This is a genomic window from Bradyrhizobium sp. (assembly GCF_035273305.1).
GTDB lineage: Bacteria > Pseudomonadota > Alphaproteobacteria > Rhizobiales > Xanthobacteraceae > Bradyrhizobium.
In genome coordinates, this window is the sequence record NZ_DATEPI010000037.1 from 1 (window position 1) to 24,270 (window position 24,270).

Genomic DNA, 24,270 nt, shown 5'->3' on the forward strand with positions numbered 1-24,270 from the left:
TTGCATTATAGAGTGAGCCCATCGCATTGCCGAGCCCGGGCGCAACGTGGACGTTGCAGGCAACGAGGCGCCCCGAGGCGCGGCTGAAACCATCGGCAATCGCGACCACCAGGCTTTCCTGCATAGCCATGACATAGGTTAGATCGGGATGGTCCTTGAGCGCGTGCATGATCGGCAATTCGGTGGTGCCGGGATTGCCGAACAGGTGCGTGATGCCCTCGTCCTTGAGCAATGCGAGAAATGCCGAACGCCCGGTGATGCGATTCATGAAAGTCCTCCCTGCCCCGCGGCCGTTGCCATCGGGATTATCATCATGGCGGATCGAGAAGGTTGAGACCAAGGAAGTGCTATCATGGCTGCCCTGTCGGTGTCCCGACCCCGCGCGCGGCATCAGAACATCCCGTCGCGATCGCGGCTCTTCTTCTTTTTGGAGCGCTGCCACACCACACCGGGAAAACCCTTGAGCGGCACCAGCGGCTCGCCACTGTAGGCCCAGTCCTGCGACTCTTCGATCGCAACATGATAGAGCGGCTGCCGGCCGGTCCGGCTGGAGAAAAGCGCGCGCGGAATATTCACCATGTGCGGCGAGCGTGGTCGTTCGTAGCAAATCGGGGTGCCGCAGCGCGCACAGAAACTGCGCACCGTTTTCGTGGCACCGTCATCGTACCTTGTGATGCCGTCACTGCCGCTGGTGATCCGGAAACGCTTGCGCCAGCTCCCGACATACGTTGCGTACGCCGCGCCATGGGCACGCCGGCTCGCCGCCGAATGATCATGCCATGCCCAGCGCGCGGGGACATCGATCTCGAAGCAAACGCTTCCGCACAGGCATTTGCCGGTTGCGATGCCGGTTGAGATTGCTCCCGCTTTCGCTGCCCTGGTCATCGGGCGCTCCGTTGATCGTGCTTCGTTTGCGCGCGTCATGACGCTCAGGCCCGCTCCAGTTCGCCGTAAACCGGATAGTCGGTGTAGCCGCTCTCTTCTCCGCCATAAAACGTTGACCGGTTGTATGGCGTCAGCGGCCATCCTTCTCGCAAGCGTCGCGGCAGATCGGGATTGGAAATGAAGATGCGGCCGAACGCTATGGCGTCGGCGTGGCCGGCGGCAATCGCGGCTTCGGCGCTCTCACCCGTAAAGCCGCCAGCAGTGATCAACACGCCCCGCCAGATCGGCCGGAATAGCACCATCGCTGACGGCACATTCTGATGGTTGACCTCGGCGCGGCCAGCGCCGCTTGACCGCGGCTCGATGAAATGCAGATAGGCCAGGCCGAGCAGATTGAGTGAACGGATGACATGGCTGTAAAGCGGCATCGGATCGGCCTCGCCGCTATCATTGGCGATCCCATAAGGAGATAGCCGCACGCCGACGCGATTTGCTCCCCACACGCCCACGACAGCTTGCGTGATCTCCATCAGAAATCGGGCGCGATTTTCGATCGAGCCGCCATATTGGTCGGTGCGCAAATTTGTTCGTGATTGCAGGAACTGCTCGATCAGATAGCCATTGGCGCCATGGATCTCGACGCCATCGAATCCGGCCTTTAGCGCGTTGATCGCGGCCTGTCGGAAGCTTTCGATCACGTCCGCGATTTCGCTGGTGGCAAGCGCGCGCGGCGTTTCATACGGCGTCACTTTTCGATCCGCCGTCATAGTCTTTAATTCCGGAGAGATCGCGACCGCCGAGGCCGAAATCGGCAATGCACCTCCAGGCTGGAACGAGGAGTGCGAAACGCGACCGACGTGCCATAGCTGAAGGAAGATGAAGCCACCTTTGGCGTGCACCGCCTCGACCACCTCTTGCCATCCGCGGATTTGCGCGTCCGAGTAGATTCCCGGCACACCGGGATTTCCATATCCGCTCGCCATCACCGGCGAGGCTTCGGCGATGATTAGGCCGCCCGATGTCGCGCGCTGGCCGTAATACTCGGCGTTCAGCGGCCGCGGCGCCAGACTGGCGCGATCGGCTCGCATCCGCGTCAGCGGCGCCATGACGACGCGATGCTCAAGCCTGTAAGGCCCTATTTGCAACGGCGAAAACAACGACGGACAATTCATCTCTGCCCCGAAGATTGCGGACGGCAATGTTTAGCCGGTTCGGCGTCGCGGCAAAAGCCTTTGGCGAAGCCATCCATGGCGGCAACAGCAAAAGTGGATTCCTTCGTTGGCGACCCCCACCCCGCGCTCCCTTATCCCTCCACTTGTGGGGTCGAGACGAGCAAAGCTCGCTCTGGGGTGGCGCGAAGCGCCGGGTGGGGTCGTTCCTCGCATGAGGAAGCAGCCCCCACCCGTCACATCGTTCGCTCCGCTCACGATGTGTCCGCCCTCCCCACAAAAGGGGAAGGGATGGAGTGCGCCGCAGCCTTCCCACATATCTCTCCAATTTCGTCGCGCAAAACCCATACCTCCGCGATCTCGCCGCGCAGGTCGCGCGAGTTTTGCTTGATCTGAAGCGCATCTGAAACTCAGAGGGCGCAGGGAATGCCGGGCGCTCAATGCACCCGCAGTCTCGCGTGCAAAAAATAGACAGCACACGAGGTAGTCACCACAGGTTCACCGAAATCATCCGGCATTCCCCGCGCGATGTTTTACGACTTATACGTGATCTTCCCGGTGATCGGGCTTTGTTGTCACCGTCGCCTGCGAAATTAATTCGCCGACTTGACGCCAGCGTCGAGGCATCAGAACCACACGACTTCGCCGTCCGCTTCACATGCCATTCGTCAGCGGCACGTCAGCGTCCATCGCATCCCGCACCACGTTTCGTGACGTTGCGCAACGCCCCTCGTTTGGAACAGGACGGAGCAGGTTATGGATTTGATTTGGGGCAAAGGAGAACGAATATATTTTTGCCAATTGCGATGGACAGCGGAATTGCCGATTTGCCCGTCAGGCAAATCGCACAGGGTTGATAACAACGTGACCTGTCGACGTTATGTGTTGGTCTCGATCACCACATAGCTGTCCTCGACATGAACCGGGAACGTCTCGGCGACGTAAGGTCCCTTGGCAAGCGTTTCCCCATCCTCGATTACGACAGGATAAGTCCGCACCTTGACGCGAGCCGGATCGAACCAGGATTGCCCGGTTCGCATGTCGAACTCCCATCCGTGCCAGGCGCAACGGAGCAGTTCGCCGACCCGCGAACGCTGATAGACGCCGGGCTCCGGCGAAGTCAGCCGCGCGACGCAAGCCGCCTTGTCCAGCGGCGCGCCCGCATGCGGACATCGATTGAGCAGTGCAAAGAACTCGCCATTAACATGGAACACGACGATGTCGCGGCCGTCCACGCTAACCACCTTGTTGCTGCCGGGCGGGATCTCCGTGGTGCGCGCGACGATGTGACGTGGCATGGAATCAGAGTTTGTACAGCGCGCGGGCGTTGCCGTTAAAGATTTTCGCCCGCTCGGTTTCGCTCAGCGGAGTCCTGAAGGCAAAACGCGGATCGTCAAAATCCCAATGCGGATAATCCGAGGAGAACAGCAGACGATCGACGCCAACCCAATCGATCAGCGATCGCAGGTGCCTCGCCTCGTCCGGCTCGTCGATAGGTTGAGTGGTGAACCAGAAGTGTTCTCGCACATATTCGGACGGACGACGCTTGAGATGCGGCACCTCGCTGCGGAAACGCTCGAAATGCTGGTCCATTCGCCACATCGTCGATGAAATCCAGCCGAAGCCGCCTTCGATGAAAACGATCTTCAGCCGCGGGAACCGCTCCGGCACGCCTTCGATCACAAAACTTGTAAGCGTCGCCGCCATCGAATGCGCGTTGGATTGATGCTCCTCGGCGTAGTAGGACGGCCAACCGCCGCCGCTGGGCGCGTGACCACCATATCCGCCCACGTGAATGCCAAGCGGCAGCCCGAGTTCCTCGGCGCAGGCATAGATCGGCCAGTAGCGATGGCGGCCGAGCGGCTCGTTGGCGCGTGGTGACACATTGATCTGAACATATTGCCCGAGCTTGGCGCAACGCTCGATCTCGGCGATCGCCGCCTCGGTATCGTCCTGCCCGACCAGGATCGAGGCCTTCAGCCGTGGCTCGCGACTGGTCCAGTTGGCGAGCTGCCACTCGTTGATGGCGCGCTGGATCGCTGCGCCGAAATCGAGATTCTGCTGCGAGAAGATGAAGAGATCGAGCACCTGCAGGATGCCGAATTCGATGTCGAGCGGGTCCAGGTGCTGCTTGCGCATGAAGGCGAGATCGGATCCCGGTGGTCCGCCGGTCGGCGGCCATGCATCGCGCCGCGCGATCAAGGGTGAAGAGCGCGGATATGGCGTGGTGCCGATATACGGCGTGCGGAGATGATCGCCGTAGGTGCGCAGATGCTCCTGCCATCGCTTCGTCAGGAATGGATTGAGATCGGCGCGCGAATGCAGGCTCGGATGCACGTCGCAATCGATGATGCGCAGTCGGCTCTTCGCCGGGGCTTCCTGCTCAAGCAGTGGGCGGTCGATGACGTCGCTCATGCGATCCTCCTTCGGATCAGGTTCATGCGGCGAGAGATAGCCGCGGAAACGTCTCTAGCGGATTGTCGGCGCACATGCGCGAAACGATGCTGGCAGGCAGATGCGGCGGGATCGCGTCGTCGCCGTCGAATTGCCAATGCGGATAATCCGACGAGAACAGGAACATCTTGTCGCAGTCGATCATGTCAATGATCTCGGCGACGCCCCTGGCATCCGGCGGACTATCAAACGGCTGCGTGGTCAGGCGAATATGGTCACGCATGATGGCCGCCGGCTCGCGCTCGATCCAAGGCACCTCGACGCGGACGCCGCGCCAGGTCTTGTTGGCCCGCCACATGAAAGCTGGTAGCCAGCTTATGCCGGACTCCATCAGCACCACTTTGAGTGTGGGGAATTTGACGAACACGCCCTCGTAAATCAGGCTGAGCACCTGGGCCTGAAAGGCCTGCGCCTCCGCCAGATAATATTCATAACGATAGGAGGGCCAGCCGACCGAACTCGGCGCGCCGCGGTACTCGCTGCCGGCATGGATTGCGATCGGCAGCTTGTGCTTCTCGGCAGCCTGCCAAACCGGCCAATAATGCCGCCGTCCCAGCAGGCTCTCGCCTTGCGCAAGCACCAGTACCGACACGAACCGGTGATCCCCGGCGCGGCGCTCGATTTCCTCGATCGCGAGATCTGGCGCCTGCAATGGAATGACGATCGAGGCGCGCAGGCGCGAATCCCGCGCCAGCCATTCGGCCGCGATCCAGTCATTGATCGCCTTGCAGAACGCGGATGCCATATAGGGATCATACACCGCTTGCGCACCATAGAGCACGTTGCAGATCGCGTGACTGGCACCGAGCTGATCGAATGCGCCGCGCTGCACCATCTTGAGATCGCTTCCGGGCTTGCCCTTGGCGGGACGCCAGTCGGCGCGGCCGGATAACGGCATATCGGGCGGATAGCTGGTAAGATCGAGGCCATCAATGGCCCGGCTCACCACCTGTTCCTTCCAGTGATCGTCGAGATAAGGCAACAGCGTGGTGCGGGTTCCGCCCACCGCGGGATGGATGTCGCAATCAATCCGCGTCGCGGCCATGCGCGTTTCCTGCGTTTCGTTTTGGCGGCTTGCCGCCTGCGTTCAAATGTGACGCCGATGATGGCCGAGCGCAAGGCTTGGTCAGGGGACATGGACATATTAGTTTGGTCGGGCAAGGATGACGCGATGCTTTTCGAGGAACTGCGGCCCGCCGATAATTCGACGCTCTCCGCCTCGCCCGAGCGGCAGCTGCTTGTCGAGGCGCTGCTCGCTGACTTTCGGCGAGCCTATCCGGTGATAGATTTTTCGCTGGTGCCTGAGTTCAATTTTCTCAATGCGCAGGCCCTGCATTTCGGCTCCAGAAAGCTCGTAAAACTTTATGGCGGTTTGGCTTTCAATTTCGCCATCGGGGAGGATGCATTGATGTTCGCGCTGCTTCATGAAACCGGGCATCACTTCGCAACCGGATCTCGACTGGTCTTGAATCCTCGCCTCGCCTGCGAATGCGCCTCGGATCTTTGGGCGATCAACGAGGGAGCAGCAACTCTTCTGGAGAGAACCGGCCGCTCCGTCGACATCGCAAACGCGCTTAACGATCTGAATCGCGCCATCCAGCAGCAGATTGGCTCCGGTCAAATCGAATCGCCTGCTTCGTCCGGTCATTCTCCCAATTGTTGGGCAATGAACTGGGAGGACCGCAAAAAGTCGATTCTCATCAATCGGTGTGTCGATACTGGCGCGTGTCCTTTGGCCGAGTTGATGTTGTCGGCGTCAAGTCCACTGCGTTAGCCGAAACAAGGGTTCTCGATCATTCGCGCAATTTCGCGCACAATGAGCAACGCTGCCCGAGACGCCGCCGCAACGAGCTAAGGCTGGTTCTGGTCCTGATCGTCCACCGGCCAGGGCAGGTTGGCGATTGGCGTTTCGCTAGCCCCCGGATTGTTTTGATGGCTAATCGGCCCTCCCTTGATGTGATGTTGACAAATCAGGGTCAGGCATAACACGTGATTGTTAGTGCCGCCGATCTGCCAGATGTGTCCAGGGTTTGTATTGTTCGGCTCAAGATAAACCGTCGACGGATGTCCTCCGGGAGTCGTGGCGTACGTTGCGTTGAATACCACGCCGACGATGTTCTTGCCGGGATACGAATTGGTAATCGCGTTTTGTAGCGCGTTCTTGATCGCGTCCGCAGTGGTCGGCGATCCGGTTCCTGAGGGATCGTGGAGCGTTTCCAGCGACTCGAGAAAAAAGTACCATCGCGCGCGAGGATTTCGTCGACCAGGCTGTGTCGGGTTGCTTGGGTCCGTATCGTTTTGTGATTGCGGATAGGCTCCAATTCGTCGTGCGATCCTAGATAGCCTTTTGGAAGGATCAAAGAGCTTGAGGCCGTCAGCATCATTATGGCTGGCTACTGCCGTGAATGCGTTACCGGAAAAAATAGTGTTGAGTCGAAATACTATTTCTTGATCCATCGGATTGGGAATCAATGAGCCCATTTTTATCTCCTTTGAATTGAAATGCACCTCATTCAGCTTGCAGCAATCGATTTCGGAACTTGCCTCCATTCTCAGGTTTGAGCAACCTGCAGCCAGCGCTCTGGCCGGGACGTAATGCGGAGCTTGAACCGCCGCCAATCAGCCCGGCGCCGGTGCGGATGATTGCCACCATACCGCTTACCCGCCGCGGAAATGTGCAACCGATCACACATTTCCGAGATTATTTGAGAACTTCTTCTCGGATAGTGCCGTAGAATTGCTTGGCTTCTAGAGCTATACGTATTGCGGATGCAGCCAAGCGTCCGCTGTTGTCTAGGGGCTACCAATGCAGTGTCTGCGTTGCGGTTGCCAGAATAGGGCGACCAACGAGTATTGCGAGGCGTGCGGTACTTCTCTTGGTGCCAAGTGCAGCGCGTGCGGACATCTCAACGGAGCGACAGCTCGTTTCTGCGGACGGTGCAGCGCGGCATTAAGCCTGGGGCCTCCCGACGTTTCTAACCAGTCCTGGCAGCATGTCCTGAGATCATTGAACGCGAAGGGTGGAGAGCGAAAGCGCGTCACCATTCTATTTGCGGACATTCGTAATTCGACCGGCCTCATGGATCGCTTGGGCGATCCCGAAGCGGGCATGAAGCGCCTGAAACCCGTTCTCGATCTCATGAATGAAGCCGTTGTTCGTTACGAGGGCGTCGTCAACAAATCTCAAGGCGATGGCGTCATGGCGCTGTTTGGCGCGCCCCAACCCCATGAGGATCATGCCGTCCGTGGCTGCCTTGCGGCGCTCGCCATGCAAGATGGAGTAAGGCGCTTCGGCGATCCCGATTTGCAGATCAGGGTTGGCGTTCACACCGGTGAAGTTGTCGTTCAAGCGATAGAGCACGGCATTTACCAGACCTATGACGCCGCAGGGGCAAATGTGCATCTCGCCAATCGCCTGGAGCAAATGGCTGACTCAGGTACGATTCTGATTTCGAAAGAGACTTACAGCGCCGCAAAACAGTTCGTCGAAGTCGAGCCGCTGGGCGTTCAGACCATTCGCGGGATCGCCACGCCGACTGAGATATTGAAACTGCGGGGCCTTCAGCACGCCCCCTCCAGCGGAGTCTTTCGGAGCGGCAGGCGCTTGAGTCCTCTCACCGGCCGCACTGGCCAATTTTCAGCGCTTGTGCTTGAACTCCAAAATACGATCAACGGTGAAGGACGCGTGGTCGGTGTCGTCGGCGAGGCCGGCATCGGCAAGAGCCGTCTGTGTTTCGAATTTGCGGAAAGCTGCCGTCAAAAGGGAATTCGCGTCTATGAGGCGCGTGTCCTCGCTCATGGTAAGGCAACGCCATTTCAGCCCGTGCTGGAATTGCTGCGCGATTTCTTTGGACTTCGCGTCAAGGAAGCGGTCGATGTTTCTCGTCGTCACGTACTTGATAAATTGGCCGCTCTCCCGGTTTCTGAGGATTTGGCGTCGGTATTGCTGGACTTTTTAGGCCTGGCCGACCCCCAGAGGACACCGATCAAGCTGGACCCAAAGACGCGCAAAACACAGCTCCTCGATTTTGTAAGAACGCTACCGCGGTCACCCGGGCAATCTACGACGGTCGTCATAATCGAAGATCTGCATTGGATCGATGCTGCAAGCGAAGAGTTTGTGGAGGCACTGGCAGACGCCGTGGTGGGCACCACCACTCTTCTGGTCGTCAACTTCAGGCCGGGCTTTACCGCGCCTCTGATGCAGCGTTCGCATTATCGGCAGATCAACATGCCTCCGCTCCCGCCGGCGCAGGCGGCGATGCTGGTACAGGATCACTTCGGGAACGACCCCTCATTGGCCTTGCTGAGCAGGAACATCATCGAGCGCGCCCAAGGAAATCCGTTCTTCCTGGAGGAATTGATCCACGCGCTCGTAGAACGCGGAGATTTCGAAGGTGAGAAGGGCGCGTACCGGCTGAAGGGCGGGATCGATTCAATTCCTCTGCCCTCAACCGTGCAAGCGGTCGTGGCCGCCCGCATCGACCGTCTTGAAGAGAATGCGAAAAAGGTTCTCGAGATTGCCTCAGTCGTCGGACGCGAGATTTCGACATCAATTCTGGATGCGGTCGCTGGATTGGCGCCCGCCGAACTTTCGGACGCGGCCCAGCATTTGAGGCAAGCTGAACTGCTTTACGATGTACCGCCTTTTGAACAGCGACTTCTTGCCTTCCGTCACCCGCTCATCCAGGAGGTTGCCTATCGATCACTGATGCACGAGCGTTGCCGCGAGCTGCATGCAAAGGTAGCGCAGGCAATCGAGAATCTATTCAAGGATCGTGCGGAAGAGCGGGCGTCCCTCTTGGCCTATCACCTGGAACAAGCTGGTGAGAATCTCAAAGCGGCTCAACAGAATATGCGGGCCGCGGTCTGGATCGGGACCAACGATCCAAGTCAAGCCCTGCGCAGTTGGAAGAAGGTCCGCGAGCTGTTGTCTCAGCTGCCATCGTCGCAACCAATAGACTACTTGAAGATGATGGCCTCGGGCCAAATCGTAAACTTTGCCTGGCGCGAAGGAATCCCGGCGTCCGACGCTCAGCTCTACTTCGAAGAAGCCAAACAGCTGGCGCTGGCGCTGGGCGATATCCGGGCCAATGCGCTGATTCACGCCGCTTACGGAAGGATATTGGCGAATGGCGGATCGGCGGATGAGTATGTCGAAAAAATCCAGGAAGCCAAGGCTATCGCCGAGCAAGGCAACGACCCGAGCGTTCAAACAATCCTCAAGGCCGTACTCTGTCATGCGCTGTGGTTATCGGGTCGCATGAGAGAAGCGCTGGAAATGAACGTTGCAGCAACCGACCGAGCTCACGAAATCGTACAATTCGATCGCCAAACGCTGGGTTTTGACATCGAGATCTGGTTGACCGTTTTGCGCGGTCGAACCTTGATTATGCTCGATCGGAAGGAAGAAGCGCGCCCCTTCCTCGATCGAATCCTTCAGCGGGAAGGTAGCCAGGTCGACCCGATCCATGACGTCATGCCAAGTATGGCATATGTGGACCTTGCCTGGGCTGAGGGAAACATCACACTGGCTCAAGAACATGCCGAACGGGCGTTTTCTATCGCCGTGAAGACCGGAAACCCCTACCTGCGAGTCTACGCCCAAGCCCTTCGTGGTCTCTCTCACATCGTGGCGGGGAGGCTCACTTCGGCCATCGACGATTTGTCCGATGCGCTCAGCTTCGCTCGATCTCGAAAGGCCGGCCTTGAGAACGAGCCTCGTATTCTCGCCGATTTGGCGAACGCGTACCGATTGAATGGCGATACTGCGATGGCGCTCATTACTGTCGATGAGGCGATCAAGGTTGCGACCGGACGTCATGCCCGTATTCCTGAATGCCTGGCCCGCATTGTGCGAGCGGATCTGTTGCTGCAGTCCGCATCCGCCGATCAGAGAGCAGAAGGCATGCAGGAGCTGGAACGTGCCAGGGAACTGATGCGAGAGACCGGAGCAATGCTTTTCGAGAACTTCATCGACGCGACCGGCATCGGAAACAACACTGCTCGCCAAATTTCCACCAAGGCGAGCTGACCGGCACTTTCGAGTGAAAGCGAGGTGGGTCTTACTTGAATCGGGACCTCTGAAGGCAAGCGTTTTGAGCGCGGTGATCGGGCTGCATTGTCCGGTTCACCGACAAATCAATGCTGGAATAAAAAACCGCACCAGGGAGAAAAGTCATGGCTGACAGCGTTTACAAAGTCATCGAGTTGGTTGGAACAAGCAGCAAGTCCTGGGAAGACGCTGCCAAGGCGGCGGTCGAGCGCGCCGCGAAGAGCTTGAGAGACTTGCGAGTGGCGGAAGTGGTCCAACTGGACATGCAGATGGACGACAGCGGAAAGGTCGAGTCGTACCGCGCGAAAATCAATGTCTCGTTCAAGTACGAAGGCGAATGAAAGCTAATGCGCGCCTGAAATGATCGCTCAATGCGGCGATCTCCGGCGATGAGCATCGGCGTGGGTTTGGCAATCTCAGACCCGAGCGTCAGTGGTCAGCCGGCGTGGCAGTCCGCGCCGGGGCTTCCTGGCGCGCCTCTTCATGGGCAGTTCTCATTTCTTTTGCGCTCTTGAGGGCACGCCGGATATTGTTGTCATCCGAGCTGCCGTCGAACGTGAGCAGCTTGAGGCAATGCGGGCACTGCATCTGAAACCCGCTGCGAATCTTCTGAAACCGCTCTCTGAAAATCCTGGAGCACTTAGAGCATTTGATCTTGATCTTATCGTCTAGCATGGCCGTGCCTTTGGTCGCGGTACGCAGAACTAGGTCCGCGACAAAAAACAATAACCCGCAAAGAGTTAACGAAGGTTTTGCCTGGCGGCTGCCTGGATAGGGTATTCGACCTTGAATTGTGGCAGCGTTTGCCTTCAATACTCCCCGATTATGTCCGAGCAGCTATTTTAGTCGACCGCCGACATCCGGGGTGCGAATTTTGCTGTTTCTGTTTGCAGATTACGAACTCAATGCGAGCCGTCGCGAACTCCGTCGTGGATCGGAAACCATACCGGTAGAGCCGCAGGTGCTCGATCTATTGATTTTTCTGGTCCAGAACACGAATCGTGTCGTCACCAAGGACGATCTGATTGCCTCGGTGTGGGGCGGCCGGATCGTGGAAGATACGACGCTAACCAGCCGCATCTCCGCGGCTCGAAAAGCGATCGGCGAAACCGGCCGCAACCAGAAGCTGATCCGCACCTTTCCCCGCAAGGGCATCCGCTTCGTCGGTGGGGTGCGTACTCGAGATGATGACGATCTGAGCGACAAGGGAATTCCGCCCGCGGAGGTTGCGTTCAAGCTGTTGCAGCGGACCCCGGTGCTCGATCGTCCTGCGATCGCGGTACTTCCGTTCAGCAACATGAGCGGTGATCCGGGGCAGGATTATTTTTCCGACGGAATCAGCGAAGACATCATTACAGGGCTATCCAAGCTGCGCTGGTTCCTGGTTATCGCGCGCAATTCCACCTTTGTTTATAAAGGCAGGTCCGTCCACGTCAGGCAGGTCGGTGAAGAGCTTGGGGTGGGTTATGTCGTCGAGGGCAGCGTACGCAAAAGCGGAGGACGCCTCCGCATCACCGCGCAGTTAAACGATGTAACGACCGGCAGCCATCTCTGGGCCGAACGCTACGATCGCGACTTCGCTGACGTGTTCGCCGTGCAGGATGAAATTACCGAGGCCGTTGTCGCGGCAATCGAACCGCAGCTCTATGCGGCGGAAAACCTTCGCGTACGCCGCAAGCACCCCAGCAGCATGGATGCGTGGGAGTTGGTAGTGCGTGCGCTGTCCCATTATTGGCGGGTCACCCGGCAGGATAATGAATTGGCGCAGACGCTCCTGGAGCAGGCGATTGCCATCGACCCGGATTACGGCCAGGCCCTCGGCGTGCTTGCGGCGAGTTATACATTCGGCGCCCATATGGGTTGGGCGGACATGCAAACAATCTCGGATATCGCCGAGCGCACGGCGCTGGCAGCAGTCAGAGCTGACAGCGAGGACCCATGGGCGCATCATGCGCTCGGGGCTTTCTATCTGATTACACGGCGGTTCGACGATTCCCTGGCCGAGTTCGAGCTGGCGCTGCGCCTCAACCCAAGCTTTTTGCAAGCGCAGAATTATTATGCCACCGCGTTGAGTTTTTGCGGCCGGTGGGAAGAAAGCCTTGAAGCCGTCAGCCGGGCAATTCAATTAAGCCCCCGCGACCCGTTCTCCGCTCTCTACTATGGTTCCGCCTGCCTCGCCCAATACATCGGGGGCAATTACGAGGAAGCGATGCGCCTGGCGCGAATTGCCATACGCCTTCGGGCCGACTATGCCGCCGCGTACCGCGTGCTGGCGGCTGCGGCCGGGATGTCAGGCGACGGACAAGCCGCCACAGGCGCATTAAACGATCTTCGCCGCGCGCAACCCAACATTTCGCTTGCTTGGATCACCGAACACGTGCCGTTCAAGCGCGACAGTGATCGTGAACACTACCTGGAAGGTTTTCGGCGGGCAGGCTTGCATTAGCGCGCAAATGCCCGCTTTTGCGCAGCGCAGCCAAGCCAAAGGAGTCCGTCTCCATAAATTCTCAAGCTCGCCGCAAGAATAATAGAAGGCGACCTCAAAGCTTTTTGCGGCAAAGGCGCGCTTTATCTCATCACAAGTCGCGCTTTTCGGTCGGGCAATCCCTATCAATCGGTTGAGCGGCTAGTTTCCTGGCAGCTCTTTCGGGATTGGTCGCATGTCTTCTTGTCATGATCGTGAGGGCCTCGCGTTTCCTTCCTGTTCTATCTTGCCGATCACAAGGGTCCGCGAAAAGCCGCGAACAGGATTCTGGAATTGGATACTGATGGCTCTTCATGACTCGAGATATCGAGAAGCTAAAAAGATTATCCGCCTCAACCAGCATCTCCTGAGCTCATGTGCAGAGGTCCCGACTCCACCTCAAGCTGGATCGTCAACCCTGTCGGCGGGACCAAAAAAATGACCAAGCGAATTCTGGTGGCGGCAACGATCGCTCTGTTCCTTGTAGCTCACGGCTACGCATTGCATGAGATACACGCGACAGACCAGATCGATCTGTCGCCTGAAAAACTTCCCATGTATGGGGACTAAGCTCGCGTTTCACGCAAAAGACCAATAAACACCAATATTTCATAACCAGGAGATTTCATCATGACTTCACATAAAGGCAAATGTTTCTGCGGATCCGTCGAGATTGAGGTTCAGGGCTCACCTGAGGGAATGGGTTACTGCCATTGCGAATCATGCCGCTCTTGGTCCGCGGGCCCAGTCAACGCGTTTACGCTGTGGCAGCCTCAGAACGTAAGAGTCATCCGAGGCGAAGAGCACCTCGGACACTTTCAGAAAACCGAGACAAGCGACCGCCAGTTTTGCAAGAAATGCGGTGGCCACCTCATGACCAATCATCCGCCGCTCGGGCTTGTCGACGTGTATGCGGCAACCATACCCACGCTGAAATTCAGCCCGGGGGTCCACGTCAATTATTCCGAAACCGTGCTGCCGATGAAGGACGGGCTTCCCAAGTTGAAGGACTTCCCCGCCGAGCTGGGCGGATCGGGAATAGCGGTTCCTGAGTAGGGATTGAGCTGATCGCTCGGGCAGGCAGGCCCTCAAACCGAGCGTGCCGCAAAATTGTTCGTCATGGGTGATCTGATCATCAAGTTGTGGGGTCCCGAGCGCGCCGCGATCGGGACCCACACCAATCAAGTTAAGGCCGTGCTTCCAGCACCATGCTGAACGGACCTTCCGTGGCGCGGCGCACGCGCGTGAAGCCCGCGCCCTTGAGCACCTCTCTCAGCTTTGCCTCGCCCGCTTGGGCTCCGAGCGCCTCGCCCACTTCCTGTGCCAGCGAAGTTGGGACACAGATCATGGTCGACGCGTTGTAGTAGAGCCGGCTGACCGGATTAGTGACATTGTCGCCGGCCTTGTCTCCGGCAATCGGCTCCACAATCATCCAGGTGCCATCCGGCTTCATCAGAGTACGGAGATGCGAGGCGCAACCGCGCGGGTCTCCCATGTCATGAAGGCAGTCGAACGTCGTAATGAGATCGAAATTTTTCTCGGCGATGGCCTTGGCAGGGGCAGTCTCGAAACGCACGCGGTCCGCGATGCCGTGCTTTTTTGCATGGGCATTGGCCTGCTCGATTGAGGGGGCATGAAAGTCGTATCCGATGAATGAACTTTTCGGGAACGCCTCCGCCATCAACAAGGTCGAGAAGCCCACACCGCAGCCGATGTCGGCGACCTTCGCGCCCGCTTCCAGCTTGGGTGCGACGCCATCCAGCGCCGGCAGCCACGCCTGCCCGATCGCATTGACGTATCCCGGCCGGAAGAACGCGCCGACGGCGCAGAAAAGGCAGCCGCTGCTTTCGCCCCATGCGACTCCCTCGCCGGTCCGAAAAGCGCTCTCCACCTTTGGCTGGCCCTTGATCATCTCCGCGGCCAAATCGAACGCGCCTTCCAGGTAGACCGGGCTGTCCTTTACCGCGAACACCATTGCCTGTTCAGGCGAGAGGCTGAACTGATCTGTGGCCGAATCGAAGTCGATATAGCCGTTCGATGCCTGAGCAAGCGCCCATTCCTTTACATATCGCTTCGCCAGGCCGGTGCGACCGGCGAGTTCATCTGACGTTGCGGCGCCATGCTTGTGCAGAGCCTGAAACAATCCCAGCTTATAGCCGATGCTCCCGGTCGGCACGCTAAACGCGCCGCCAAGATCGCCGAGCATCTTTCCAACTAATCCGTTCAGTTTGTTGCTATCGATATTGTTCATAGTCAATCATCCTTCCAATGTTTGTCGCTAGCGCTCGCTTTCGATCGGGCAGCCGGATTTGATCGGCAATGGTTTGGAGTGCTCTCAGGTGAAATCCGAACGCCTGGATTGTTGCCAGCGCGACCGAAGCTTGGCGGCCTCGGCCAAGCCGTCACCGATCTGGCTGCGATCCAGGCCCATATCTCGCAAATCCCGTTCGCTCAGGCTTCGCAGGAGAGCCAGATTTGCCTGGTATTCACGATGTGCGATTAGAGCAGCAATCCAGTTATTGATGAGACGGCCGACTCGCCTTGCGAAATACCCGAAGGCTCTTCGAATGGCGGCCGGAGTCGCGGAAAAGTTTGAAGTATCATTTAGAAACGTCATTGGTATTTCCTTCAAAGGGTGGTGCTTCCCCCTCCCCCGTTTGCACCATGCACCTTCCGATCTCCCAAGACTTTCAGAGAACTTCGATTTATTCTCCAGATTGACTTGAGATGCGCGTTAGAAACTCCACTTTTTGGCAATGTCGTTGAGTGGCCTGATGAATTTTCCAGCCTTGATGGGCGACAAAATCGATACTTTCGGAACGGCAAATGATTTTCAACTTCGGAGACTGCAGACTTGATGTTGAGCGGCGCGAACTAAGGCATCGAGGCGCAGCGCTTCACGTCGAGCCGCAGGTATTCGACCTGCTGGTTTACCTTCTGAATAACCGCGACCGGGTCGTCACCAGGGACGATCTGATCGGTTCGGTTTGGGGCGACAGGATCATTTCTGATTCGACATTGACCAGCCGTATCAACGCTGCACGCAAGGCGATCGGCGATACCGGCAAGAGCCAAAAGCTGATCCGAACGATCGCACGCAAGGGATTTCGGTTCATCGAAGCCGTAGAAGCGAAACCGGCGATTGGCTTGCCAAGCAGCGGAGCCGCAAAGGCGGGCGCGGGTGATTCAGATGCTCTTGGTTCGAGTGAACGCCGAGCGATTGCTGTCCTTCCGTTTACGAATATGAGCGACGACCGGCAGCAGGAATATTTCTCGGACGGTATCAGCGAAGACATCATATCGGCGCTCTCAAAGCAGCGCTGGTTCTTTGTGATCGGCCGAAATTCATCATTCCTCTACAAGGGCAAATCCGTCGACATAAAGAACGTGGCCGAACAACTCGGCGTCCGCTATGTCATCGAGGGAAGTGTGCGGAGGGCCGGCGACCGGGTGCGCATTACAGCGCAACTCAACGACGCCGCTACAGGCGGTCATATCTGGGCGGAGCACTATGACCGCGATCTTGTGGATGTGTTCGCGGTTCAGGACGAAATAACCAATGCCATCGTTGCCGCTATTGAACCGCAACTTTACGCAGCGGAAAGCTTTCGGGCCCGGCGCAAGCCGCCGAACAGCCTCGACGCGTGGGATTTGTTGATGCGCGCGCTGTCGCATTTCTGGCGTGTGACGAAGCAGGACAACGTGGTGGCACAAGCATTGCTCGATAAGTCAATCGCCATTGATCCTGATTACGGCAAGGCGCTCGGCGTGCTCGCGACCAGCCATTCATTTGGCGCTCATATGGGTTGGGAAGATATGGCGAGCGCCTTGCCACTCGCGGAGCGTGCGGCGCTGGCGGCGATCCAGATCGACAGCGAAGATCCCTGGGCGCACAGCGCCCTCGGCGGCGCATATTTGGCGATGCGTCGAATCGAGGATTCGCTGGCCGAATTCGAGGTGGCGCTGCAACTCAATCCCAACTTCTCACTGGCTCAAGGCTTCTATGGCTTGGCCTTGATCTATACCGGCAGGTGGCGGGAGGCCGACGCCGCGGTCCGTCGCGCGCTGCGGCTCAGTCCGCGTGACCCGTTCTCCGCCATTTATCATGGTGTCGCGGCCTATGCTCAGTTCACAGGACGCAACTATGACGAGGCCATCGCTGCTTCGCGCGAGGCGATTCGAGAGCGCGGCGACTTCGTCGGAGCCCTGAGGGTTATGACGGCAGCGGCTGGCATGGCCGGCTATGCCGAAATTGGGGCGAGCTCGTTGCAAGAACTTCATCGCACTCAACCGAATATTTCGCTCGCGTGGATCGCCAACCAGATTCCCTGGAACCTGGACGCCGATCGCGATCATTACCTGGAGGGCCTGCGACGCGCAGGCCTGACCTGATCCGGTCGTCAGCGCCGCTACTCCAGACCGGCGCGCCGAAAACCCTCGAGATAGCGGTCGCGGTCGACATCCAGTTTGAACGGTATTTCTTTGGCAATCCACGCCAGCGAGATATTGGGCTGGGCACGACGCAACTCCGAAATCGCGGCCTCTGCGATTTCCATCTTGCCGGTCATCCCCGCCGATGCGGCCAGCACGCGATGCGCCCCAACAAAATCGTTTCGCTGTCTCAAACCTTCGCGCGACATGCGAATCGCTTCGTCGTAATTGCCGCCGACGAACTGGGCATAAGCGACGACACCGCAATAGACCGCGGCAAAGGGATCGCGCGGGCTTAGCCGCAGCGCCTGACGCGCGGCAAGGTCGCCATCTTCCCAGCGGCCGCAATACGTCAACGCGACCCCATAAATGCCGCGGGCCGGTGAAAAACTCGGATTGAGCCGTAGCGCCAGCTCGAACTCCGCCAAAGAATCCTCGAAACAGCGCGTGAACAGATAGACGCTCGCCAGCGCGTAATGCGCCCAGGGATCTTCGCTATCGGCACGGATCGCCGCGAGCGCGGCGCGCTCTGCAATCGGGATTGCCGTTGCCATGTCCGCCCAACCCATGTGCGCGCTGAACATGTAACTCGCGGCGAGCAGGCCGAGCGCCTGACCATACTCAGGATCAATACTGATGGCTTTCTCAAGCAGTGCCTGCGCAACCATGTTGTCCTGCCGGGTCACGCGCCAATAATGAGATAACGCCCGCATGACCAAATCCCACGCGTCCATGCTGTCGGGCGCTTTGCGCTGGGCACGAAAACTTTCGGCGGCGTATAGCTGGGGTTCTATCGCGGCCACGATGGCCTGCGTGATTTCGTCCTGTACCGTGAAAACATCGGCGAGGCTGCGGTCGTAGTGCTCAGACCAGATGTGTACACCGGTGGCGACATCGTTAAGCTGCGCCGTGATCCTTACCCGATTTCCCTCCTTGCGTACGCTTCCCTCGACGACGTACCCGACGCCCAATTCCTCGCCGATCTCCTTGATGTGCACCGCTTTCGCTTTGTAGATAAAGGAGGAGTTTCGGGCGATCACATAGAACCAACGCAGCTTGGACAGCGCGGTGATGATGTCCTCGCTGATGCCTTCTGAAAAGTATTCCTGTTCAGGTTCGTCGCTCATGTTCGTGAACGGCAGAACCGCAATCGCTGGCTTGTCGAGCGGCGATAAAACAGGACGCGGTGCTTCGACGGCCTCTTCCGACTGACGCGCGGCATTCTGCGGCCGATGGGCGATTTGCTGTGATCGCAATGGACCGACGAAGCGGAAGCCTTTGCGGGCAATCGTACGGATCAGTTTCTGATCCCGACCAGTGTCGCCGATCGCCTTGCGTGCAGCATTGATCCGGCTGGTCAGCGTCGATTCGGATACGATCCGACCGTCCCAGATTGCCTCGATCAAATCGTCCTTGCTGACGACCCGATCGCAATTGTCCAGCAGATAGACAAGCAAATCGAACACTTGCGGTTCAACAGCAATGCGTTCAGAGCCGCGGCACAGCTCGCGTCGCTCCGTATCAAGCGTCTGATCGGAAAAGACAAATTGCATAGTATTTCCACGCTTCCTGCGTCGTCTAAAGGAATAATCAGGCCAGCCTAAAGCACAAATCAAGCGCCTCTCAGAGACTTTGGTGCGCGCAAGCCCATGTTCGGTTCATCGCGGTCGCATGCATTGACCGCGTAGCATACCGAAAGGAAAGGCCATGGCCAACGCGACCTCGACCTCGGTGAAACAGAGTAGCACGCCCTCAGCGACATCCGATCTGACAGCACTTAAAATCCGCCAGCAGGCGGCATGGTCGTCCGGCAACTACGCCGTTGTCGGCGTAACGCTGCAGATTGTCGGCGAACAGCTTTGCGAGACGCTGAATCTGCGCCCGGGGTCGAAGGTGCTTGACGTTGCGGCCGGCAATGGCATGGCTAGCCTGGCGGCGGCAAGACGGTGGGCCGACGTTACCTCGACCGATTACGTGCCGGCACTGCTGCAGAACGGCCGGGCCCGAGCAGAAGCCGAAGGCCATTCGATCGAGTTTATCGAAGCGGATGCGGAAGCTCTCCCGTTCGATAACGGCGATTTCGATACCGTGCTTTCCACCTTCGGCGTGATGTTTACGCCAAATCAGGACCTAGCGGCTGGTGAGCTCCTGCGGGTCTGCAAACCCAAAGGCCAGATCGGCCTGGCGAATTGGACGCCAGATGGCTTCATAGGACAGATCTTCAAGACACTTGGGAGATATCTGCCGCCGCCGGCCAGCGCTAAATCCCCTGCGCTTTGGGGAACACGCGCGCGTCTCGCCGAAATGTTCGGAGACGCCGCAAGCGACATCAGGACCGAGAGCCGTTACTTCAACTTTCGCTACCGCTCGCCAAAACATTTCATTGAGGTGTTCGAGACCTACTACGGCCCCATCAACAGGGCTTTTGCCACCCTCGACCTGCCGCGGCGAACGGAATTGAGGAACGACTTGCACGCGCTGATCGTGCGCATGAACCGGGGAAACGACGGCACGATGCTTGTGCCGAGCGAGTACCTCGAAGTGGTGATCACCAAATCATAAGAGACTGAGGACCAGGTCATCCAACGACTTCCTGAATTTCCTGACGGGCACCATTGGAAATAGAACGATGAACGATCATTTCAAGATTTCATCTCAGGCAGGGACTAGCGGTTCTGTCATCGCGCTTCATTGTTCGCTGAGCTCCGGCCGTCAATGGGATCGTCTTGCTCAGGAGCTTGGAGGCAGACACCAGGTGATTGCGCCTGATATCTCCGGTTATGGCGGTAATGCGACGTGCTTCGCGTTGCCAACCACCTTGACGGAAGAGATCGACGCATTGAGCCCTCGGCTCAGCGAGGACGGCGATCCCCTGCACATCATCGGCCATTCCTATGGCGGTGCGCTTGCTTTCAAAATTGCGACCGATCCGCGGTACAGAAGCCGTATTCGAAGCCTAACGCTCATCGAACCCGTTCTGCCGACCATCCTGATGGAAAGCGGAGCGGATCGGCGATTGTATGAGCATTTCGCTCGGCTGGCATATGCCATCTACGAAGACCTCTGGAAGGGCTCTTCCATGGAGGCGATTGAAAAGTTTCTGACCTTCTGGAGAGGATCCGGACCTGAAGAGAGGCTGTCATCGAATGCGTTCGTGCGGCTGGCGGAGCAGGCTGAAAAGCTTGCTTTTGATTTCGCCTCGGTGCTTGCCGAACAGAATGTTACCTCGGCGGCCGCCGCCATCCGGGTCCCAACACTTTTGATCTCCGGCGGACTATCCCCCTATCTCACTCAGCGGGTGGTGGGGCGGCTCGCAGCAACGATACCCGGAGCTGAGACGAAGTACCTGCCCGCCGCAGGTCACATGCTGGCGATGTCGCATGCCTTGTCTATCAATCCCGACATTGCGCGTCACATCGCGCGGGCTGACGAATTCGCAAACCTTTCGTTGGCGCTCCGGGCGTTCTCCGAAGAGGCTCCTGTTGTGATAAGCTAAACGGCGACGGCGAACTTGGCGAGATCCAACGTCGGAGTGCTGCAGTCCGGCCCCATCACCAACGATGCATGTTTCCTCGCTATAACACCGAACCACATCAATGAACATCAGTTCGCTGAGCCTGGTCAGCACGCTTTCGCTGCCGGCGCGTTTATCGGCGAGTTCGGCAACAGCAAAATGGATGAAAAAACTGCCAACGAACCGGTGACGGCTGCTATGTTCAGCGCGCAATCTGGAGGTTTGGAGAATCATGCGTGAGCTGGCAGGCAGGGCGGCATTCGTGACAGGCGGGGCGAGCGGCATCGGTTTTGCTCTGGGACGGAGACTTGCCGAAGCCGGAATGAAGGTAATGCTTGCGGACATCGAGGTAGATGCCTTGAAAGCTGCCGTCGAAAATCTGCGCAATATCGGACCGGAAGTGCGCGGGGTAGCATGTGACGTTACCGATCCCGTCAGCGTCGAAATGGCGGCCAAGGCATCATTTGATGCGTTCGGAAATATCCATGTAGTCTGCAATAATGCCGGTGTTGGCGGCGGCAGTGGCATCGACGACATCTCGCTCGAAAATTGGCGATGGGTGCTGGACGTCAACTTGATGGGCGTGCTTCATGGTATCCGCACCTTCCTTCCGCACATTCGCGCCCACGGTGAAGGCGGCCACATCGTCAACACAGCCTCGATGGCCGGGTTGAACAGCGGCATGGGGTTCAGTGCATATTCAGCGAGCAAATTTGCAGTGGTAAATATGTCCGAGGGACTGGCTACACGGATCAAACCTTTCGGCATTGGAGTGACAGTGCTTTGTCCCGGCTTTGTTCGGACGCGCATTACCGAGAGTGGCCGCAACAGGCCGGCGCGGTACGGTCCATCACAGAAGCCGGACCCGGCGAGCTCAGCAGGCACACTGGCCGCGCAAATTGCCGAGATGATCAAGTCCGGGCTCGATCCGGACGATGTCGCTGCACAAGTGCTGACAGCAATCCGGGAAAACGAACTTTATGTGTTCACTCACCACGATGCGGATTGGCGTGGCGAGCTGGAGGCCCGGTTCGCCGCCATTCTGGCGGCGATGGACAAAGCGGCGGTTCGTCAGGCCGAGAGGCTATCTTAGACCGACGCCGGCAAGGCATTCGGTTTGACCTGCCGCGGTGCTCGCCCGCGCCGCCGAAGTCGTACTCCGCCGTCCCGCCATAGCTTTCCGGCACGTGTCCGCGGCGCCGACGTGTCGGATATGCGCCTCCACGTTCGTCCTAGGGACAGATCGGACAGGAACAGGAGCGGCAGCCGTGGTGCAGCAAAGCAGAAAGCCCGAAAACGAAATCAAAGCAATTATCGAGGCGTGGGCGGACGCAGTTCGCCGGCATGATCTTTCAGGCATTCTTGCCCATCATGAGCAGGACATTCTGATGTTCGATGTCCCGCCCCCGCTGCAGTCGCGAGGAATGGATGAGTACAAGAAGACGTGGGATCTCTTCTTCAAATATCACAAGCCGTCACAAGCGTTCGACATTGAGGAACTCGCAATAACGGCTGGCAAGGACGTCGCCTTTGCCGCCGCCATCATGCGGTGCGGCTCTGATACGTTGAGCGGTCCTCCCGAGGAAGGCGGATTCCTGTTCAGGCTGACAATTGGGCTGCGCAACGTGGATGGGGCCTGGCGCATCGCGCACGAACATCACTCAGTGCCATCGACGGACTAAGCCCGCGAATGCTTGGAGTGCTGGGGATCAGCTCGGCCGCATCGCTAGCCGGCTGACCATCAGCAATATCCCGCCAATCTGCGGCAGCAACGCCAGCAGGATAAGGCGAAGCATGACGAAATCGTGGGCCGATGGCTGCAGCGCGCCATGGGTAACCCACGCAACGAGCTTGATAGCGGCACCGGTTTGAGGATCCGCCGCCTGCCCGACCGATGCCATAGCGGTGTCGAGGATCTGGCGGCGTTCGGCCACCGTCGCTTCGCGTTCGCGACAGAACTTGCCAACGCCGTGCATGCATTCCCGATCCCGCGCTGACATGGCGTCACTCAACGCCGATTGAGCCGCCGTGACCGCTGTCGTTACGCGCGCCGCCCGCGCAGCCGTAACATCGGTGATGTTAACCGATGCGAAGCCGATGCCGGCGGTGACCGCAAACACAAACGTCATCGCCCACACCGCCCATCCGGCAAGAGAAGTGGCGCGCTGACGGCTGTGCCAAAGCCCAGCCGCACACGAGGGCATGACCAGCGCGACGAGATCTGCAGCTACACCAATCGCCAGAAACAACCATCCAGCGATATCGCTCGATCCAAGCGATCGGGCGAACCAGCCGTTAGTGGTGACGCCGACTCCCGCGAGCGCGAACGCAGCGAACAGCAGGAAGATCGAGGCGACCGGCCGGTATGACGGAGTGACGCCGCGTGACGTGGTTGTGGACGGCGAGATGACGGACGACTCTGGCAATGCCGGATTGGACGACGAGAAATCTATCGGTATCAGTGTTTCGGAAGACGGAGCGTCGGCATCAGACGAGACGGCAGCCTTTGTCGTTTTTCGTTTGCGCGGCCTGTACGCACGGGAGCGTTGGGGGCCGGTCTTGGGCCTTCTCGGTTGGTGCAGGGCAATGATGGAAGCAATAGTGTCGTCAGCCATTGGAACCGCTCTGTTCGGTTGCGGTGGTAGGCACGGCGGCATGGTGCGAACATAACGTCGCGCCACTCTGCTTCATCGGCGTGCGCTCTTGATCGGAGAACCCTGACACCGTTCACCCAGTGGATCAAATCGCTGGATTTAAGTTCATGGGGATAATCGCTGACCGTGTTTGCAATGAATGTCACCTGTTGAATCAAGGAGACAATCTCACTGCAAGCACCGCTTTGGCCTTCGATCGCACGACGATGCGTCGGGTGTCGCTCGATTGACACAGCCGGAACAGACGCACCGCATGTGGCATATCTGCCTCAGTCAGCGCAGTTCCCGCAACTTGCGCAATTTGCCGCACTCTGGTCGTATTCCGGCGTTCATGCTCAAACTGAGTCGGAGGCAGAGTCGGCGGGGCTTTGCCTGTTCTATTAACCTGAGGGAGAACTACATTGTTGAAAATCGCAATCGTAGCCGGTGCAACGCTTACCATGCTGACTGCCGCCGTCGCTGCGGATCTTCCGCACCGACAGCCCGTCTATCAAGAGGCTCAGGTCGGCAAGATGCCGATCGGCAAAAGCCCAATCGGCAAGTCCCCCATCGGGAAGAGCCCGGTCGGCAAGTCGCCCATCGCGGCGCGGTATTGATTCAGCTCTCGCCGATCTGACCGTTATCGTCGACGATTGAGGGGCGAA

24 protein-coding genes are annotated in these 24,270 nt (G+C 58.4%); 12 read left to right on the forward strand and 12 right to left on the reverse strand.

The features are described 5' to 3' along the window. The 8 genes from VJV58_RS02430 to VJV58_RS02465 all read right to left on the reverse strand — a co-directional run. Nucleotides 1–268, reverse strand: a 268-nt coding sequence (locus VJV58_RS02430) for a thiamine pyrophosphate-binding protein (RefSeq protein WP_324135739.1), incomplete at its 3' end; no start/stop codon positions are given. 122 nt (nucleotides 269–390) lie between these two features. Further along, nucleotides 391–885 carry a GFA family protein gene (locus VJV58_RS02435; RefSeq protein WP_324135740.1) on the reverse strand — a complete coding sequence of 165 codons (495 nt, stop codon included), beginning with the start codon at nucleotides 883–885 and terminating at the stop codon, nucleotides 391–393. Between the two features lie 44 nt (nucleotides 886–929). Next, entirely contained in the window at nucleotides 930–2,057 is a 1,128-nt protein-coding gene (locus VJV58_RS02440) for an alkene reductase (RefSeq protein ID WP_324135741.1), read from the reverse strand. An 875-nt stretch (nucleotides 2,058–2,932) separates the two neighbouring features. Further along, on the reverse strand, nucleotides 2,933–3,352 hold the full coding sequence (locus VJV58_RS02445; protein WP_324135743.1) for a Rieske (2Fe-2S) protein: 420 nt from the start codon (nucleotides 3,350–3,352) through the stop codon (nucleotides 2,933–2,935). A 4-nt stretch (nucleotides 3,353–3,356) separates the two neighbouring features. Further along, nucleotides 3,357–4,469, reverse strand: a complete 1,113-nt coding sequence (locus VJV58_RS02450) for an amidohydrolase family protein (RefSeq protein ID WP_324135744.1) — start codon at nucleotides 4,467–4,469, stop codon at nucleotides 3,357–3,359. Nucleotides 4,470–4,491: 22 nt separating this feature from the next. Next, complete coding sequence (locus VJV58_RS02455) at nucleotides 4,492–5,553, reverse strand: amidohydrolase family protein (RefSeq protein WP_324135745.1); 1,062 nt, start codon at nucleotides 5,551–5,553, stop codon at nucleotides 4,492–4,494. A gap of 99 nt (nucleotides 5,554–5,652) precedes the next feature. Continuing rightward, nucleotides 5,653–5,934, reverse strand: a complete 282-nt coding sequence (locus VJV58_RS02460) for a hypothetical protein (RefSeq protein WP_324135746.1) — start codon at nucleotides 5,932–5,934, stop codon at nucleotides 5,653–5,655. Nucleotides 5,935–6,359: 425 nt separating this feature from the next. Continuing rightward, nucleotides 6,360–6,989: a hypothetical protein gene (locus tag VJV58_RS02465; protein WP_324135747.1), complete on the reverse strand. Its 630-nt coding sequence runs from the start codon at nucleotides 6,987–6,989 to the stop codon at nucleotides 6,360–6,362. 325 nt (nucleotides 6,990–7,314) lie between these two features. Between VJV58_RS02465 and VJV58_RS02470 the strand changes: the two genes are divergently transcribed. The 5 genes from VJV58_RS02470 to VJV58_RS02490 all read left to right on the forward strand — a co-directional run bounded on the left by VJV58_RS02470 (nucleotide 7,315) and on the right by VJV58_RS02490 (nucleotide 14,083). Next, nucleotides 7,315–10,542 (forward strand): adenylate/guanylate cyclase domain-containing protein, encoded by a 3,228-nt coding sequence (locus VJV58_RS02470; protein ID WP_324135748.1) that lies wholly within the window; start codon nucleotides 7,315–7,317, stop codon nucleotides 10,540–10,542. Between the two features lie 146 nt (nucleotides 10,543–10,688). Next, entirely contained in the window at nucleotides 10,689–10,904 is a 216-nt protein-coding gene (locus tag VJV58_RS02475; RefSeq protein ID WP_324135749.1) for a dodecin family protein, read from the forward strand. A 533-nt stretch (nucleotides 10,905–11,437) separates the two neighbouring features. Further along, entirely contained in the window at nucleotides 11,438–13,009 is a 1,572-nt protein-coding gene (locus VJV58_RS02480; RefSeq protein ID WP_324135790.1) for a winged helix-turn-helix domain-containing tetratricopeptide repeat protein, read from the forward strand. A 456-nt stretch (nucleotides 13,010–13,465) separates the two neighbouring features. After that, nucleotides 13,466–13,597, forward strand: a complete 132-nt coding sequence (locus VJV58_RS02485) for a hypothetical protein (RefSeq protein ID WP_324135750.1) — start codon at nucleotides 13,466–13,468, stop codon at nucleotides 13,595–13,597. 60 nt (nucleotides 13,598–13,657) lie between these two features. Continuing rightward, the gene (locus tag VJV58_RS02490) at nucleotides 13,658–14,083 is read left to right on the forward strand and encodes a GFA family protein (RefSeq protein WP_324135751.1); all 426 of its coding nucleotides are present in this window, start codon (nucleotides 13,658–13,660) and stop codon (nucleotides 14,081–14,083) included. A gap of 130 nt (nucleotides 14,084–14,213) precedes the next feature. Here the strand turns inward: VJV58_RS02490 and VJV58_RS02495 are convergent, their stop codons facing one another. Continuing rightward, a complete protein-coding gene (locus VJV58_RS02495) occupies nucleotides 14,214–15,278 on the reverse strand; it encodes a class I SAM-dependent methyltransferase (protein WP_324135752.1) in 1,065 nt (354 codons plus the stop codon). Between the two features lie 84 nt (nucleotides 15,279–15,362). Next, on the reverse strand, nucleotides 15,363–15,644 hold the full coding sequence (locus VJV58_RS02500) for a DUF1127 domain-containing protein (RefSeq protein WP_324135753.1): 282 nt from the start codon (nucleotides 15,642–15,644) through the stop codon (nucleotides 15,363–15,365). Nucleotides 15,645–15,853: 209 nt separating this feature from the next. On the opposite strand from VJV58_RS02500, the gene VJV58_RS02505 reads away from it, so the two are divergent. Beyond that, nucleotides 15,854–17,419, forward strand: a complete 1,566-nt coding sequence (locus tag VJV58_RS02505) for a winged helix-turn-helix domain-containing tetratricopeptide repeat protein (RefSeq protein WP_324135754.1) — start codon at nucleotides 15,854–15,856, stop codon at nucleotides 17,417–17,419. Between the two features lie 17 nt (nucleotides 17,420–17,436). On the opposite strand, the gene VJV58_RS02510 is transcribed toward VJV58_RS02505, so the two are convergent. Beyond that, a complete protein-coding gene (locus tag VJV58_RS02510) occupies nucleotides 17,437–19,011 on the reverse strand; it encodes a winged helix-turn-helix domain-containing protein (RefSeq protein ID WP_324135755.1) in 1,575 nt (524 codons plus the stop codon). 154 nt (nucleotides 19,012–19,165) lie between these two features. On the opposite strand from VJV58_RS02510, the gene VJV58_RS02515 reads away from it, so the two are divergent. The 5 genes from VJV58_RS02515 (at nucleotide 19,166) to VJV58_RS02535 (ending at nucleotide 22,654) form a co-directional block, all read left to right on the forward strand. After that, nucleotides 19,166–20,020, forward strand: a complete 855-nt coding sequence (locus tag VJV58_RS02515; RefSeq protein WP_324135756.1) for a class I SAM-dependent methyltransferase — start codon at nucleotides 19,166–19,168, stop codon at nucleotides 20,018–20,020. A gap of 67 nt (nucleotides 20,021–20,087) precedes the next feature. Then, the gene (locus VJV58_RS02520) at nucleotides 20,088–20,954 is read left to right on the forward strand and encodes an alpha/beta hydrolase (protein ID WP_324135757.1); all 867 of its coding nucleotides are present in this window, start codon (nucleotides 20,088–20,090) and stop codon (nucleotides 20,952–20,954) included. 36 nt (nucleotides 20,955–20,990) lie between these two features. Next, complete coding sequence (locus tag VJV58_RS02525) at nucleotides 20,991–21,212, forward strand: hypothetical protein (protein ID WP_324135758.1); 222 nt, start codon at nucleotides 20,991–20,993, stop codon at nucleotides 21,210–21,212. Further along, complete coding sequence (locus VJV58_RS02530) at nucleotides 21,205–22,065, forward strand: SDR family NAD(P)-dependent oxidoreductase (RefSeq protein ID WP_324135759.1); 861 nt, start codon at nucleotides 21,205–21,207, stop codon at nucleotides 22,063–22,065. Before VJV58_RS02525 ends, VJV58_RS02530 begins: the two co-directional genes overlap by 8 nt. A 178-nt stretch (nucleotides 22,066–22,243) precedes the next feature. Then, nucleotides 22,244–22,654 (forward strand): YybH family protein, encoded by a 411-nt coding sequence (locus VJV58_RS02535; protein WP_324135760.1) that lies wholly within the window; start codon nucleotides 22,244–22,246, stop codon nucleotides 22,652–22,654. 27 nt (nucleotides 22,655–22,681) lie between these two features. Here the strand turns inward: VJV58_RS02535 and VJV58_RS02540 are convergent, their stop codons facing one another. Next, nucleotides 22,682–23,587 (reverse strand): hypothetical protein, encoded by a 906-nt coding sequence (locus tag VJV58_RS02540; protein WP_324135762.1) that lies wholly within the window; start codon nucleotides 23,585–23,587, stop codon nucleotides 22,682–22,684. A 440-nt stretch (nucleotides 23,588–24,027) separates the two neighbouring features. On the opposite strand from VJV58_RS02540, the gene VJV58_RS02545 reads away from it, so the two are divergent. After that, nucleotides 24,028–24,222, forward strand: coding sequence for a hypothetical protein (locus VJV58_RS02545; protein ID WP_324135764.1), 195 nt, complete (start codon nucleotides 24,028–24,030; stop codon nucleotides 24,220–24,222). The last annotated feature ends 48 nt before the right edge of the window (nucleotides 24,223–24,270 follow it).

Excerpts from the sequence above, each read along its gene's own strand:
- VJV58_RS02445 (WP_324135743.1), bottom strand. The coding sequence starts at position 3,352 with ATGCCACGTCACATCGTCGCGCGCACCACGGAGATCCCGCCCGGCAGC.
- VJV58_RS02485 (WP_324135750.1), top strand. The coding sequence starts at position 13,466 with ATGACCAAGCGAATTCTGGTGGCGGCAACGATCGCTCTGTTCCTTGTA.
- VJV58_RS02510 (WP_324135755.1), bottom strand. The coding sequence starts at position 19,011 with ATGCAATTTGTCTTTTCCGATCAGACGCTTGATACGGAGCGACGCGAG.
- VJV58_RS02515 (WP_324135756.1), top strand. The coding sequence starts at position 19,166 with ATGGCCAACGCGACCTCGACCTCGGTGAAACAGAGTAGCACGCCCTCA.
- VJV58_RS02540 (WP_324135762.1), bottom strand. The coding sequence starts at position 23,587 with ATGGCTGACGACACTATTGCTTCCATCATTGCCCTGCACCAACCGAGA.
- VJV58_RS02465 (WP_324135747.1), bottom strand. The coding sequence starts at position 6,989 with ATGGGCTCATTGATTCCCAATCCGATGGATCAAGAAATAGTATTTCGA.
- VJV58_RS02470 (WP_324135748.1), top strand. The coding sequence starts at position 7,315 with ATGCAGTGTCTGCGTTGCGGTTGCCAGAATAGGGCGACCAACGAGTAT.
- VJV58_RS02500 (WP_324135753.1), bottom strand. The coding sequence starts at position 15,644 with ATGACGTTTCTAAATGATACTTCAAACTTTTCCGCGACTCCGGCCGCC.
- VJV58_RS02490 (WP_324135751.1), top strand. The coding sequence starts at position 13,658 with ATGACTTCACATAAAGGCAAATGTTTCTGCGGATCCGTCGAGATTGAG.
- VJV58_RS02450 (WP_324135744.1), bottom strand. The coding sequence starts at position 4,469 with ATGAGCGACGTCATCGACCGCCCACTGCTTGAGCAGGAAGCCCCGGCG.
- VJV58_RS02435 (WP_324135740.1), bottom strand. The coding sequence starts at position 885 with ATGACCAGGGCAGCGAAAGCGGGAGCAATCTCAACCGGCATCGCAACC.
- VJV58_RS02530 (WP_324135759.1), top strand. The coding sequence starts at position 21,205 with ATGCGTGAGCTGGCAGGCAGGGCGGCATTCGTGACAGGCGGGGCGAGC.
- VJV58_RS02505 (WP_324135754.1), top strand. The coding sequence starts at position 15,854 with ATGATTTTCAACTTCGGAGACTGCAGACTTGATGTTGAGCGGCGCGAA.
- VJV58_RS02495 (WP_324135752.1), bottom strand. The coding sequence starts at position 15,278 with ATGAACAATATCGATAGCAACAAACTGAACGGATTAGTTGGAAAGATG.
- VJV58_RS02455 (WP_324135745.1), bottom strand. The coding sequence starts at position 5,553 with ATGGCCGCGACGCGGATTGATTGCGACATCCATCCCGCGGTGGGCGGA.
- VJV58_RS02440 (WP_324135741.1), bottom strand. The coding sequence starts at position 2,057 with ATGAATTGTCCGTCGTTGTTTTCGCCGTTGCAAATAGGGCCTTACAGG.
- VJV58_RS02460 (WP_324135746.1), bottom strand. The coding sequence starts at position 5,934 with ATGAAGCAGCGCGAACATCAATGCATCCTCCCCGATGGCGAAATTGAA.
- VJV58_RS02520 (WP_324135757.1), top strand. The coding sequence starts at position 20,088 with ATGAACGATCATTTCAAGATTTCATCTCAGGCAGGGACTAGCGGTTCT.
- VJV58_RS02475 (WP_324135749.1), top strand. The coding sequence starts at position 10,689 with ATGGCTGACAGCGTTTACAAAGTCATCGAGTTGGTTGGAACAAGCAGC.